This is a genomic window from Oleiphilus sp. HI0117 (assembly GCF_001635235.1).
This window is the reverse complement of record NZ_LWGA01000715.1, coordinates 1-13,450: the sequence shown is the minus strand read 5'-3', so window position 1 is coordinate 13,450 and position 13,450 is coordinate 1. Positions and strand designations below refer to the sequence as shown.

The following is a 13,450-nucleotide window of genomic DNA, read 5'->3' as shown; positions in this document are numbered from 1 at the left end:
GCTTTTAGAGCGTCAATCTCTTGCTGCCAAAGGTCTTCAAAAATAGACATAAACTAAACCAATTACTGCTTATACAGCTAACAAAACCTATCTACTCAGAAGAAAGGATCAGTGGCCTAATTTGATTAAGCAGACCACTCGTTGCGAACCATCAGAAATTAAACAAGTGATTGAGATTGTTCATTTCCAGCTGGGGAAGCCGCTTCGTAAAACAAATGCTTATTAGCTTCTGCGTCAATCGCCTTATTTAGTTGAGCTTCCTGATCGGCATCAGACTTTTCAATGCGCTGTTCAGGGCGTAAGCCCAAACGCTTGAACAATTGCATATCTTTATGAGACTCAGGGTTAGGAGTAGTCAACAGGCACTCACCATAGAAAATTGAGTTTGCTCCAGCCATAAATGCCATTGACTGCATCTCATCTGACATCGCTTCCCGCCCTGCAGATAGGCGCACATGACTCTTAGGCATCATGATACGTGCAACAGCAATACAACGAATAAATTCAAACTTATCCAAGTCGTCAACGTTTTCAAGTGGCGTTCCCTTCACTTTAACCAGCATATTGATGGGGACACTTTCAGGATGAACTGGCAAGTTTGCTAACTGCACAAAAAGTCCTACACGATCAGTTGCCTTTTCACCCATACCAACGATGCCGCCACTACAGACTTTCATACCTGCGTCACGAACATGAGACAGTGTATCCAGTCGATCCTGATAGCTTCTAGTGGTAATAATCTTATCGTAATATTCGGGAGAGGTATCCAAATTATGGTTGTAATAATCCAGGCCTGCATCGCCCAGCTGGTCGGCCTGATCCTGGGTTAATTTACCCAAGGTCATACAGGTCTCAAGCCCCATATCTTTAACACCTTTAACCATTTCTAATACATAAGGTAGGTCTTTATCACTCGGGTGTTTCCAAGCGGCCCCCATGCAGAAACGACTACTTCCTTTTGCTTTTGCTTCTTTGGCTTTCTCTAGTACTTTTTCAACCTGTAGCAAGCGCTCTTTTTCCAGGCCAGTATTGTAATGTCCGCTCTGCGGGCAATATTTACAATCCTCAGGGCAAGCACCCGTCTTGATCGACAGCAAAGTACTCACTTGAACTTCGTTGGGATCGAAATTGTCTCTATGCACAACTTGCGCTTTAAACATCAAATCATTAAACGGCAAGTCGAATAAAGCCTGAACTTCGGCAGCAGTCCAATCGTGTCGTACGCTCATAAGTATGTTCTCGTGTGCAAAACCATGGTAAAACATGCGTCAACTTTATACATCAACGCTTAAGGATGAGTGTAATGATAAGCTTCACCAAAAAGTTGTCAACCAAATTTCATTTTTTGGTTAACAACTGGCATGCTCTGGATATTATTTTTCAATCCCCTTGCTTACTATGCGACGCCATAACTCTAAATAAATCAGCGATTTGCAAATCTTGCTTAGCGGACTTGGAATGGAATGTTACATTCTGCAAGCAATGCTCGCTTCCAATGAATAGCGAGAGTTGTAAAGAGCTTATCTGTGGAGAATGCCTTAGCAGTCCTCCCCCGTTCAAGACATGTGTGGCGCCATTCAACTATTCCTTCCCGATCAATAGCATCATTTATAGAGTTAAATCATCTGGAGAACAATATTGGCTGAAGAGCTTAGGTCTCGAGTTTTGTCGTTACCTAGAGCTCTACCATAAGGACCTTCCCCAACCAGACTTTATCGTTCCCATTCCATTGCACAGGGATAAACTCAAAGAGCGCGGATTCAATCAAGCCGAATCGTTAGCAGTACTGTTAGGGAAACATCAAAAGTTAGCCGTAAATACAAAGTTGATAGTTAAATCCAAGATGAGCGCCGACCAAAAAAGTCTTAACAAAGTTCAGCGACTAATAAACCTCAAAGGATGTTTTACTATAGATAACCCTCAAGTAGTCAAAGACAAACACATTGTGTTAGTTGATGACGTCGTGACCACAAAAGCGACCAGCGAAATATGTAGCCAATTACTCCTTGATAAAGGGGCGAGTCGCGTTGATATCTGGAGTCTGGCCAGAACACCAAAAGCCAGCTAGGCAAATAGCCATAAAGAGTAATGTTATAGTTTTTCTTTCTTCAGAATAGAGTAAATATACTCTGCAATAGCCAAAGAAGATGTTAAACCTGGCGACTCAATTCCAAGTAAGTTTACTAAGCCTGCTACACCATGATCAGCAGGCCCTTGTATGGAAAAGTCAGCTGCCATGTTTCCGGGAGGGACAATTTTAGGCCGGACACCGGAGTAATCAGCATGCATTTTATCGAGCTCTACTTCAGGCCAATATTTACTCACCTCTGCGTAAAACTGCTCCCGTTTTTTCGGGTCCACCTTATAGTCAATGTGCTCAACATCAGTCACGTCCAGCCACTCAACATCCGGGCCAAATTTAGCAGCTCCCTGCATATCAAGCGTAAGATGAACACCCAGACCTCCCGGCTCAGGAACCGGATAGACTAAATGATCAAAAGGAGCTGCGCCGCTATAAGCAAAGTAACTTCCTTTGGCAAAGAAAGCTTTCGGTAACTCGGCAATAGAAATGGCTGGAGAATCATTAACAAGAGGCTGAGCATTTAGACCTGCAGAGTTGATGCAGCACTTCGTTCTTATCAGAGCCTCCCCGCCATTGAGAGTAAGCTCAACTCCACCCTCATCCTGCCCGGTTATCTGGAGCTCTGAGTTAAACACGCACTGACCACCGTTTGCCTCAAGATCAGCCTGCAATTGAAGCATATAGGCATGACTATCCAAAACGCCTGTCGAAGGCGACAATAAGGCTGCTTTACCCACTATCGCTTGCTCTAGCTTATTAAGTTCTACAGAACCGATGAAGCGAAGATCGTCTACACCATTAAGTTGAGCTTGGTTTTTAATTTCCTGAAGACGAGCTATCTGATCATCACTTGTCGCAACAATCAATTTTCCACAAGCTTTGAAAGGAAGGTGATGCTTAGCACAATAGTCATATAACATTTCTTTCCCAGCCACGCATAGCTGAGCTTTTAAGGAACCTTTTGGGTAATATATTCCTGCATGGATCACTTCACTATTGCGTGAAGAAGTCTGCGTGCCAATGCTGGATTCTTTATCGACGAGCAAAACTTCCCGACCCTCAAGAGCTATTCGCCTCGCTATTGCTAAACCAACAACTCCAGCTCCGATCACCAGGCAATCCACATTAAACTGTTCCATCGCTATTTGCGCCTCACAATTCTTCTCTTAACTCCTTTAGCGAGCAGCTATGACCCTACATTAAACAAAAAAGGCCTACAAGACCGAAACTTCGACCCATGTAGACCCTCATACTATTGCTCTAAAGACTAGAGCTGACTTAACGCAATGCTTCTTTGGTCACCTGAGCCTCAAGCACTGCGACCACTCGCCTATTTTTAGCGCGCCCATCTTCAGTCTCGTTGTCTGCAATCGGCTGCTCCTCACCGAAGCCTTTTGCGGCAACTCGCTCTTCAGCGATGCCGAACTCGTCAACCAATACTCGCCTAACAGACTCAGCTCTACGTTGAGATAGCTTCAGATTGTACCGACGACTGCCTTGGTAATCCGTGTGTCCCTCCACCGTCAAAGTCGTTGATACGACTTCTTTCATAAAGTCTGCGATCTTCTTAACTTCCGGGTAGTATTCTAGCGTTAACTCATCACTTTTCGCTGCAAACTTAATATCCATGGTAATTGCAACCTGCTTGGTCAACATGACGGCACAACCCGTTTCATCTACACGGAATGATGGGTTTGTACCAGGGCACAAATCAGTATCATCGAATACACCATCTAAATCTTCATCAGTTGGTTCTGGCTCAGGCTCAGGCTCAGGCTCCGGTATTGGTTCGGGTTCTGGTTCGGGCTCTGGCTCCGGTTCCGGCTCTGGTTCCGGAATTGGCTCTGGTTCAGGCTCTGGAGCCTCTCGAATAAACTCTCGACCAAATGAATAACCCAAAGTCATTCTGACACCTAAGTCTGTTTGCTCATGATCGGCACCATGCAAAGCTAACAGTTCACCACGAAAAATATAGTTGGTATCCTGATAGGCCTTTACTCCTAAGCCCAAGTGAATTGCAGTTTCTTTTACTTTGCTGCTACTTTTCAAGTCAAACTTCTGATGGCCCATGCCCGCCGATAAGAAAGCTCGGGTGTTACCCTCATTCAGGTGATAGAGCACGCCTGGAGACAAACGTTTAGTCCGGCTATCAGGACCTCCCCTTTTGCCATCAGCGTTATACATGGAAAACCACAGGTCCCAGGATAAGTCACTACTTAATGGTCGCTCAAACCCAGCTTCAAAGCTAAGCCCTTCCTCAAGATTGCGATCTGAGTCGAACAAATACCCTGCTGCACCAAGATATAATTCACCATCTCGAATAAATTCTGCACTCACGGGGTGAGCTAAAAAGCAAGCCAATAAGGCAAGTATGATTTTAAAGTTCATGTTTCGGCTATCCTTAAATCGCGCACCACAACTCACGTAGATTATAATTGGAAAGAACTTGATACGTTCGTACAAACTTCGGTGACGCTGATTAACTGTTAATGCAATTCCCGTTACTTTTAAGGCGCAAACTTACCAAGGAATCTCATACAATTCCATGCGCTTTTGTCGCATTTGCTAGGCAGTTAGCGCTTCGATCTAAAAATATTAACTCAAAACGCCTTCTGAAGAATTAAAACTATCCCTCACTCACAAAAAACCGCCCTGCACTTTTCGGTGCAGAGCGGTTTAAGATAGAGATCGGCCTTCAAACCATGAGGCCGATATTGATTAAGCGCTTATTTAGTCGCAGCCTTCTTAATACTTGATTCAACTACCGCTACAACACGACGGTTAGCCGCTCTACCTTCAGATGTAGCATTATCAGCAATAGGCTGCTCCTCACCAAAACCTACAGACTTAACACGAGCAGCAGGCAAACCAAACTTATCAGTCAAAACCTTACTTACAGAATCTGCACGACGCTGCGATAAAGCTTTGTTGTATGCATCATTACCGCGATCATCAGAGTGCCCTTCTACGGTCACAACAGTTTTCTCAAACTGCTGCATAAACTCGGCAACTTTCTCGATTTCCGGGTAGTTATCCTTAGAAAGTATAGAGCTATTTGACGGGAACTTGACATCCATCTGGATAGAAACAGTTTCTGTCAGCATGACGGGACATCCCGACGCATCGACCTTAAACGCAGCATTAGTACCCGCGCACTTATCGATGTTGTCCGCTACGCCATCTTTGTCAGAATCTTTGATCACTACCTTTTGAACTGGCGCTGGCTTAACTTCCTCTTTAACGGGAGCAGGCTCTTGCTTCTGAACCACTTGCTTAACAGGAGTGATGACAGGTGCTTCCACCATCATTGCTGGCGCGACATCACGACCAAATGCATAACCAACAGCTAAGCGAGCACCAACATCCAGCACTTCGTTATCCAGGCTATTCATCGCAAGCACTTCAGCTCGAAGAATCAAGTTTGAGTCATAGTACTTTTTAACACCCACACCTAAATTGATCAATGACTCACTGTGGTCATCGCCACCCTCTGTTTCATATTCTAAATGACTGAAACCAGCAGAAATAAATGGACGCACATCACCACGCTTCAAATGGAACAACAGACCGGGATTGATGCGCTCTGCATCAAGCTCAGCACCACTATATTTCCCTTCAACCTCATAAGCAGATAACCATGCTTCAAGAGACATCACTTCGTTTACAGGAAGTTCAATACCACCTTCCAGGCTAAATGCGTCATCAAATGAGCGGTCGTCATCATGGTGGTAAAAAGCCCCCCCTAAAAATGCCTCAAAATTTGGATATTCGTCAGCGACAGTTGCAGTTGATACGCCAGCAGCAAGGACACCCGCAAGTAGTAAATTCTTCTTCATAATCAGTTCTCCAGAACTCTCATTTATCTAAAACTATTAATTCGTATATGTAACTATATTTAGGCACTTTCTTTGAGCAAATGAATATCGCGCTGAGGGAAAGGTATTGTTGCACCAGCTTCTTCAACAGCTTGCTTAAGTAACGGTCTCGCGTCAAAGTAAAAGCTCCAGTAGTCTTCCGAGCGAACAAAAGCACGAACCAGAAAATCAACCGAACTGTCACCTAAATTCGATACGCCTACCAAATTATTTTTATTATCAAGCACCCGCTGATCGGTTCGCAACACTAATTCCATTGCTTCTTTTGCTTCTCTTATATTGTCAGAGTAACTAATACCGATCGCGATCTCAACAGCGCGTGTTTCGTTACGGGAATAATTAGTAATGGAACCATTGGCCAAGGGCCCGTTTGGCACGATTATAATACGCTCATCCAAGGTCAGTAAGGTTGTTACAAATATACCGATATCCTTGACGGTTCCTTCATGGCCTTGTGCACTAATGTATTCACCCACCTGTATTGGGCGGAATATTAGAATCATGACACCACCCGCAAAGTTAGAAAGACTCCCTTGTAAGGCAAGGCCCACTGCCAAACTCGCAGCACCAAGCACAGCTACAAACGATGTCGTTTCAATTCCGACCATTGAGGCAACACTAATTACGAGCAATACTTTTAAAACTATTTCGACACCGCTTGAGAAGAATTTTGCCAACGTTTCATCTGGCATATTCTTATGCAGACTACTATTTACCAGCGACGAAATCCTGTTAACAATCCACCAGCCAATAATTAAAGACAGTATCGCTAATACTACCTGCCCTCCATAAAGCATGACGGGCTCTTCTACCTGCTTCCAAATATCCTGTAGTTGCTGTTCCATTATTTATCTCCTAATACCTTTTAGTTTTAATTCCATCAAAATAGACTCCTAACAAAGCCAAAAGTCACAATTTATTTTTTAATTTTATTTTGTGACTTTCTTTTATCGACTTATGTCATAATTTCTGTAATTTCATCAATTCAAATTGAGACCAACACTATGGATGACCTCGACGATCTTGACGCACTGTTCAAATCCGATGAAAAACCAAAATCTGACAACATAAAATCGGTACTCCAGAAGACACGCACCCAAACAAGTCAACACGACACGATGAGCTTTGCGCTGGTCAAAATATGGGTAACCATGGCTGAGTTGTTTGCCCCGATGTTCGCAAACTTGGCACTTAAAAATAGTGACCAACTTGCTCCCAAGAACAATCAGTCTGACCAACAGACCTAAGCGACCTATCAGGAGTTAGTAATGCTCGAAGCAATGAAAGAAACCCTAGCCGATCCGATGATACTATGGGCTAAGATCGCTGAATTCTTACCTAGCCTACTCACCGCACTAGGCCTACTGATAGGTGGATACTTTGTCGCTAAATTTCTAGCCGGAACCATAGCAAAGCTATTTTCAAAAATCGGCCTTGACCGCTTAGCCGAAACAGCGGGCATTGATGTTGCACTGAAGAAAGCAGGCATGAGCTCAGGGCCGTCAATACTGCTATCTAAGATAATTTACTGGCTTGTATTTCTCACATTTATCATCTCTGCTTCAGATGCTTTAGGCCTGGATAGAGTCTCCGCCACCATTGATCACTTCGTGCTGTATATACCAAAAGTGATTAGCGCTCTTATTCTAACCTTGATCGGTTTATTCATTGCAGGACTTGTGCGAACTGCCATTGAGGCCTCACTTGCCAGCATTAACCTAGGTTATGAACGTACAATTGGCGGAATTATTTATGCGCTAATTGTTATCATTGTAGTGTCACTGGCGATCAACCAACTAGAGATTGAAACCGATTTGCTAAACCAGGTTGTTATTATCTTTTTGCTCTCTGCTGCAGGAGCAGTTGCACTTGCACTAGGTTTAGGCACAAAACATGTTGCCGGAAATGTCGTTGCAGGCGTTTATGCTCGTGAACTATATGTTCCGGGTAACAAAATTAAGGTTGATAACGTTTCTGGTGAAGTAATTGAGATCTGCTCTACTGCGCTGATTATAGAAACTGAAGACGGCCGCAAAATCACAATCCCCAACAGTAAACTAATTGATTCTCAAGTGGAGATTCTATCGCAATAACTCTGCTTACCAATTACTAGCATGACGCTTAATAGCGTAGAAACCAAGCACAACCATGTAGCTCTTCCTGCCAATAATGACCCTGACAATGAGTGGGTCACCCAAGGACAGGAAGAGCTGCCCTATCGTACCTGTGCATACGAAAAGCTTATTCGAAAATACGAAAAGCTGGTCTTTCATATTTGCCTGAAGATGCTCGGAAATCGTGATGATGCTGATGATGTATCGCAGGAAGTCATGCTTAAAGTTTTCCACTCGCTAGTCAAATTCGAGGGTCGCTCCAGTTTTAAAACCTGGATCGCTAGAATTGCCACGAATACCTGCTTGAGTGCTGCAGACAAGCGTAAACGCACCCGAGAACTGCAAGCAATGTTAACAGATGATCCAAGCCAAGAAAGAACAAGCACCATCAACACCACAAAACGCGACCTCGATAGCGCAATGCAATTATTAGCACCTAAAGAACGAGAAATTCTAACCCTACGTTACACAGCAGAATTACGCATCGAAGAAGTGGCCGAAGTCTGTGACCTAAAACTAAGTGCTACTAAGATGCGCCTTTATCGAGCTCAGGAAGCACTGAAAGAGCACATGAAAGCATATCAACACTAAGTCCGCCACTAAGCAGCCTCCCATGCTACAATAGCGGTATTTAACCTAGACGATTCTCTAAGAGACAAGACACCTTGAGTTCACCTGATAACGAACATCCTTACGCACAACTTACACCCGACTTCGTACTCGACGCAGTCGAGTCAATCGGGCTATTTAGCGACTCTCGCATCCTTAGCCTTAACTCATATGAGAACAGGGTCTATCAGGTAGGAATTGAAGATGGCACGCCTATTATCGCTAAGTTTTATCGCCCCCAACGCTGGACGACTGAAGCCATTCTTGAAGAGCATGAATTTACCAGAAGCTTGCTAGAAAACGACATATCTGTCGTCCCACCGATGCTAATAAATGGCAGCACACTTCACGATTACCAAGATTTCCGTTTTGCATTATTTAAGCGCCAAGGCGGATATGCACCCGAGATTGAAATACCCGACACACTCTACCGAATCGGTTGTAACATCGGCCGAATACACCAGGTCAGTAACGCAGAAACCTTTAAGCACCGTCAAAACTTTTGCATCGAAAACTGGGCGATCAAGAGCAGACAGTTCTTGCTAGACAACGACTTTCTATCCAGATCGCTTCGACCGGCATACGAAACCTTAAGCCAAGACCTGATTGATAAGATGCAACATATATGGAAGAGCTGCCCATTCAACCCGATTAAACTTCACGGCGACTGCCACATTGGCAATATTCTTTGGCGTGAAGACCAAGCACACTTTGTCGATTTTGATGATTGCCTGAATGGCCCTGCAATTCAGGATCTATGGTTGATGCTTTCAGGAGACCGGCATCAACAAACCCAGCAAATGATCGAGCTGGTTGAAGGCTATGAAGAGTTCTGCGAGTTTGATACGCGCCAGCTCAAACTTATCGAGACCCTACGTACTTTGCGTATGATGCATTATGCTGCCTGGTTATCACGTCGCTGGACCGACCCTGCATTTCCAATGCACTTTCCTTGGTTCAATACCGAGCGCTATTGGTCATCACATATACTTGAGCTGAGAGAGCAGCTATCAATTTTGGATGAACCACCACTGAAGCTCCAAGCTTACTAAGACTTGTCTTCAGTCACGCATCGCATAAACTAGGCCGCTAAGATTATTACTGGAACAAACAATGAACGAACAAGCACCAAACGATCAAGAAATAGAAGAGCAAGACAAGGTAAAAAAGTCGACACTTGTCATCGCCATTTTCATAACAGTTTTCGTAACCTTTTTCACTTTGGAACAAAATGGGCTCATTCAGCATAACAAACAAAAAGATGACTACCCTGTCGCTGAATATAAAGCTATTTTTATAGAAAAACTTGATCAAGGCGAATACCGACTTTCTCACAAACCTTCAAACCAAACAGCCGTTTGTCATCAAGGCTATTTATTTATCCAGTCAGATAAAAATGATGGCATGCAGGGTTTGTTAGTCGATTATAAAAATCGCGGTGTACGCTGTGGAGAACTGGTAAGCAAGTAATGACTGAACAAAAACCTGACACTATTTTTTCTCAAGCGCTTGATAGCGTAGGCGACTTCAAGTTTGACGAAGCAGTTGCCCGAGTTTTCCCTGACATGATCCGTCGCTCGGTTCCCGGTTACACCACGATAATTCCGATGATCGGTCTCATCACTGAGCGCTACGCTCAGAACGATTCAGCATGTTATGACCTGGGTTGTTCCCTAGGTGCATCAACACTTGCTATGCGCCATGGCTTAAGAGACAAAAGTTGCCAACTCATCGCCGTCGATAACTCAGAGTCGATGCTTGATCGCTGCAACCACTATATCAAAATAGATAACGAAGAAACTCCCGTTGAACTTGTGTGTAAGGATATCACAGAGCTGGCGTTTCAACCTTGCTCAGTCGTGACGTTAAATTTCACCCTGCAGTTTGTTGACCCTGCATTGCGCTTAAAACTCCTCAAAGATATCTATGCTGCAATGGAGCCGGGTGGCGTACTAATTCTTTCCGAAAAGATCTGTTTTGACAATCAAAATGAGCAAAGCGAGCTAGAAGAACTGCACTGGTTGTTTAAACGCGCAAACGGCTATAGTGAACTGGAAGTGAGCCAAAAGCGAAGCGCCCTTGAAAAGGTACTAATGCCAGACACCCTAGAAGCCCATCAAGCGCGTTTGAAAGAGGCCGGGTTTACTCACTCCCACCTTTGGTATCAATGTTTCAACTTTATGTCGCTGATAGCGATTAAAGCAGCTTAGGTATAACGATGGATTTCTACCCTCTCTATGACGACTTATTTGCTTTCATGCGCAGCAACAAGCTCGAACCCTGGTTGGAGACTTTAATCCCCCTACTCAAACATAAGCTTCAAGAAAAGCCTCATGGTGACTTAAAGCGTTGGTTGGAGGCCTATCATTCTCTGCCAGTTTTAAACTCCGACATCGTCAATCTAGATGCTTCACGTGTTGGTGCCGACAGCAAGGAAGGCCTAAATAGTGATACGTTTAAACAGCTTGAACAAGCACTTAGAGGTTTAATACCCTGGCGAAAAGGACCCTATGACTTATTCGGCGTTCATATCGATACGGAGTGGCGATCAGACTGGAAATGGGAACGTATCAAAGACCACATCACCCCCTTAAAAAACCGGATTATACTCGATGTAGGCTGCGGTTCTGGTTATCACTGCTGGCGTATGTTGGGCGAAGGCGCACAAAATGTTATTGGGATCGACCCGAACTTTTTATTCTTACTACAGTTCGAGACTCTAAAGAAATATTGTGGCCCTCAAGCACCCATCCATTTGCTCCCAGTACGAATGGAAGATGTGACACCACAGCTAGAGGCCTTTGACACAACTTTCTCAATGGGCGTGCTTTACCATCGCCGCTCACCTATCGATCACCTATTGGAGCTCAAGGGGACCTTGCGCCAGGGCGGCGAACTGGTGCTGGAAACGCTCATTTGTGAAGGTGAGCTAGGCTATAGTCTAATGCCAGAGGATCGTTACGCCATGATGCGAAACGTCTGGTATCTACCAACTAAAGAAACCCTGAGCTTATGGCTAAGGCGAGCCGGTTTCACTAATATTCGCTGTGTAGAGAGCAACATCACCTCAACTGAAGAGCAGCGAAGCACGGACTGGATGAAGTTCCAATCCTTAAAGGACTTCCTAGACCCAACAGACCAGAGCAAAACGCTTGAAGGCTACCCTGCCCCTTTGCGTGCGACTTTCATTGCAAATAAAAAATAGCTTGTAGTCACTCTCAACTCAAAACACTCGCTCATAAAAAAAGCCTGAAAGCATAAAGCAATCAGGCTTTTTAAGTATTGATTAGCTAAATCAGTCGAAAGGATGTCTCAGCACAATCGTCTCAACACGATCAGGGCCGGTTGAAATAATATCAACAGGCGCTTCAATCTTCTCTTCAATGTACTTGATATAGCTTCGAGCATTTTCAGGAAGGTCTTCTAGTTTCTGCACACCTAAAGTGCTTTCTGACCAACCAGGTAGCGACTCAAATACAGGTTCCAGATCTTCATAACCTCGACCATCAAGCGGTGGGCGTGTTAATTCTTCACCCGCTTTAGTCTTATAACCTACACAAACCTGAATCTCTTCAAGACCATCTAGTACATCAAGTTTGGTCAAACAAATACCAGACACCGAATTGATCTGAATAGCATGACGTAAACCAACCGCGTCAAACCAACCACAACGACGTGGACGACCAGTGGTTGCACCAAACTCATGGCCTTTCTCGGCAAGATGACGACCTTGATCATTAAACAACTCTGTTGGGAATGGACCAGAACCAACTCGAGTTGTATAAGCTTTAGTAATACCCAGTACGTAATCAAGGTACATAGGACCGAAACCACTACCGGTCGCCGTGCCACCTGCGGTCGTATTTGAAGATGTTACAAATGGGTAGGTACCGTGGTCAATATCTAGCAAGGAGCCCTGGGCACCCTCAAACAAGATATTCTCACCCGCTTTACGGTATGCGTGAAGCTCGTCCGTGACATCAACCGCCATCGGTAAAAGAACCTTCGCCATCTCAAGCACATCATCAAGCGTCTTTTGATAATCTACAGGCTCAACTTTGTAGAAGTTTTCCAATACAAAGTTGTGGTATTCCATAATTTCTTTAAGCTTTTTAGCAAAGTTTTCTGCATCAACCAAGTCACCTAACCTTAGACCTCGACGAGAAACTTTATCTTCATACGCTGGGCCGATTCCGCGACCAGTCGTACCGATCTTATCAGCACCTTTCGCTATCTCTCGCGCTTGATCAAGCGCAACGTGATAAGGCAAAATTAATGGGCAAGCCAAACTCAGCTTTAAGCGCTCCTTAACCGGCACACCTTTTTCTTCAAGTTCAGTCATTTCCTTGATAAGAGCATCAGGAGCAAGCACGACGCCATTACCAATCAGACAAGTAACGTTATCACGTAGAATTCCGGAAGGAATCAAATGTAATACTGTCTTTTCCCCGTCAATTACCAGTGTATGACCGGCATTATGGCCACCCTGGAATCGCGCTACCGTCGCAACCTGATCTGTTAATAAGTCAACGATTTTACCTTTGCCTTCGTCACCCCATTGGGTGCCCAAAATGACAACATTCTTACCCATAACTTCTCTTCTCATAGAAAAAGCACAATGCTTTTATTGCTAATTGCCAGCTAAACAAGATACTGACAAGCCTTTAAACTGAATGGACCGCTATCTTAGCCGCCCGAAATAACACTAGCCAACAGGCTCAAGAGCCCATTGTTGATCTTTTAATACCAGCTGTTTGCTACAAGAATAC

General features: G+C 44.3%; 14 protein-coding genes and 1 pseudogene. 9 read left to right on the top strand and 6 right to left on the bottom strand.

The window, feature by feature from the left end; genetic code table 11:
- Positions 1-158: 158 nt before the first annotated feature.
- The gene (gene bioB, locus A3757_RS10685) at positions 159-1,229 is read right to left on the bottom strand and encodes a biotin synthase BioB (protein ID WP_068513447.1); all 1,071 of its coding nucleotides are present in this window, start codon (positions 1,227-1,229) and stop codon (positions 159-161) included.
- 65 nt (positions 1,230-1,294) lie between these two features.
- Between bioB and A3757_RS28095 the strand changes: the two are divergent.
- Both A3757_RS28095 and A3757_RS10680 read left to right on the top strand, forming a co-directional pair.
- Positions 1,295-1,528 (top strand): annotated as a pseudogene (locus A3757_RS28095) (double zinc ribbon domain-containing protein); the annotation flags it as partial.
- A gap of 39 nt (positions 1,529-1,567) precedes the next feature.
- The gene (locus A3757_RS10680; protein WP_156490357.1) at positions 1,568-2,068 is read left to right on the top strand and encodes a ComF family protein; all 501 of its coding nucleotides are present in this window, start codon (positions 1,568-1,570) and stop codon (positions 2,066-2,068) included.
- Between the two features lie 23 nt (positions 2,069-2,091).
- Here the strand turns inward: A3757_RS10680 and A3757_RS10675 are convergent, their stop codons facing one another.
- The 4 genes from A3757_RS10675 to A3757_RS10660 form a co-directional block, all read right to left on the bottom strand.
- On the bottom strand, positions 2,092-3,222 hold the full coding sequence (locus A3757_RS10675) for an NAD(P)/FAD-dependent oxidoreductase (RefSeq protein ID WP_068513414.1): 1,131 nt from the start codon (positions 3,220-3,222) through the stop codon (positions 2,092-2,094).
- A 139-nt stretch (positions 3,223-3,361) separates the two neighbouring features.
- Positions 3,362-4,471 carry an OmpA family protein gene (locus tag A3757_RS10670; protein ID WP_068507820.1) on the bottom strand — a complete coding sequence of 370 codons (1,110 nt, stop codon included), beginning with the start codon at positions 4,469-4,471 and terminating at the stop codon, positions 3,362-3,364.
- Between the two features lie 338 nt (positions 4,472-4,809).
- Positions 4,810-5,919: an OmpA family protein gene (locus A3757_RS10665; RefSeq protein WP_082865138.1), complete on the bottom strand. Its 1,110-nt coding sequence runs from the start codon at positions 5,917-5,919 to the stop codon at positions 4,810-4,812.
- Positions 5,920-5,978: 59 nt separating this feature from the next.
- Positions 5,979-6,803 carry a mechanosensitive ion channel family protein gene (locus A3757_RS10660; protein ID WP_068513417.1) on the bottom strand — a complete coding sequence of 275 codons (825 nt, stop codon included), beginning with the start codon at positions 6,801-6,803 and terminating at the stop codon, positions 5,979-5,981.
- Between the two features lie 159 nt (positions 6,804-6,962).
- Here A3757_RS10660 and A3757_RS10655 point away from each other — a divergent pair, with 159 nt between their 5' ends.
- From A3757_RS10655 to cmoB, 7 genes are all read left to right on the top strand, one after another.
- The gene (locus tag A3757_RS10655) at positions 6,963-7,205 is read left to right on the top strand and encodes a hypothetical protein (protein ID WP_068513420.1); all 243 of its coding nucleotides are present in this window, start codon (positions 6,963-6,965) and stop codon (positions 7,203-7,205) included.
- Positions 7,206-7,226: 21 nt separating this feature from the next.
- Positions 7,227-8,051, top strand: coding sequence for a mechanosensitive ion channel domain-containing protein (locus A3757_RS10650; protein ID WP_068553205.1), 825 nt, complete (start codon positions 7,227-7,229; stop codon positions 8,049-8,051).
- 21 nt (positions 8,052-8,072) lie between these two features.
- The gene (locus A3757_RS10645; protein WP_082865139.1) at positions 8,073-8,663 is read left to right on the top strand and encodes a sigma-70 family RNA polymerase sigma factor; all 591 of its coding nucleotides are present in this window, start codon (positions 8,073-8,075) and stop codon (positions 8,661-8,663) included.
- 74 nt (positions 8,664-8,737) lie between these two features.
- Positions 8,738-9,733, top strand: coding sequence for a serine/threonine protein kinase (locus A3757_RS10640; RefSeq protein WP_068513426.1), 996 nt, complete (start codon positions 8,738-8,740; stop codon positions 9,731-9,733).
- Positions 9,734-9,794: 61 nt separating this feature from the next.
- Positions 9,795-10,151, top strand: coding sequence for a hypothetical protein (locus tag A3757_RS10635; protein WP_068553207.1), 357 nt, complete (start codon positions 9,795-9,797; stop codon positions 10,149-10,151).
- Entirely contained in the window at positions 10,151-10,891 is a 741-nt protein-coding gene (gene cmoA / locus A3757_RS10630) for a carboxy-S-adenosyl-L-methionine synthase CmoA (RefSeq protein ID WP_068513432.1), read from the top strand. The genes A3757_RS10635 and cmoA overlap by 1 nt, the downstream gene beginning before the upstream one ends.
- Before the next feature lie 8 nt (positions 10,892-10,899).
- Positions 10,900-11,886 carry a tRNA 5-methoxyuridine(34)/uridine 5-oxyacetic acid(34) synthase CmoB gene (gene cmoB / locus A3757_RS10625; protein WP_068513437.1) on the top strand — a complete coding sequence of 329 codons (987 nt, stop codon included), beginning with the start codon at positions 10,900-10,902 and terminating at the stop codon, positions 11,884-11,886.
- A gap of 90 nt (positions 11,887-11,976) precedes the next feature.
- Here the strand turns inward: cmoB and A3757_RS10620 are convergent, their stop codons facing one another.
- On the bottom strand, positions 11,977-13,272 hold the full coding sequence (locus A3757_RS10620) for an adenylosuccinate synthase (RefSeq protein WP_068513457.1): 1,296 nt from the start codon (positions 13,270-13,272) through the stop codon (positions 11,977-11,979).
- Positions 13,273-13,450 lie beyond the last annotated feature (178 nt).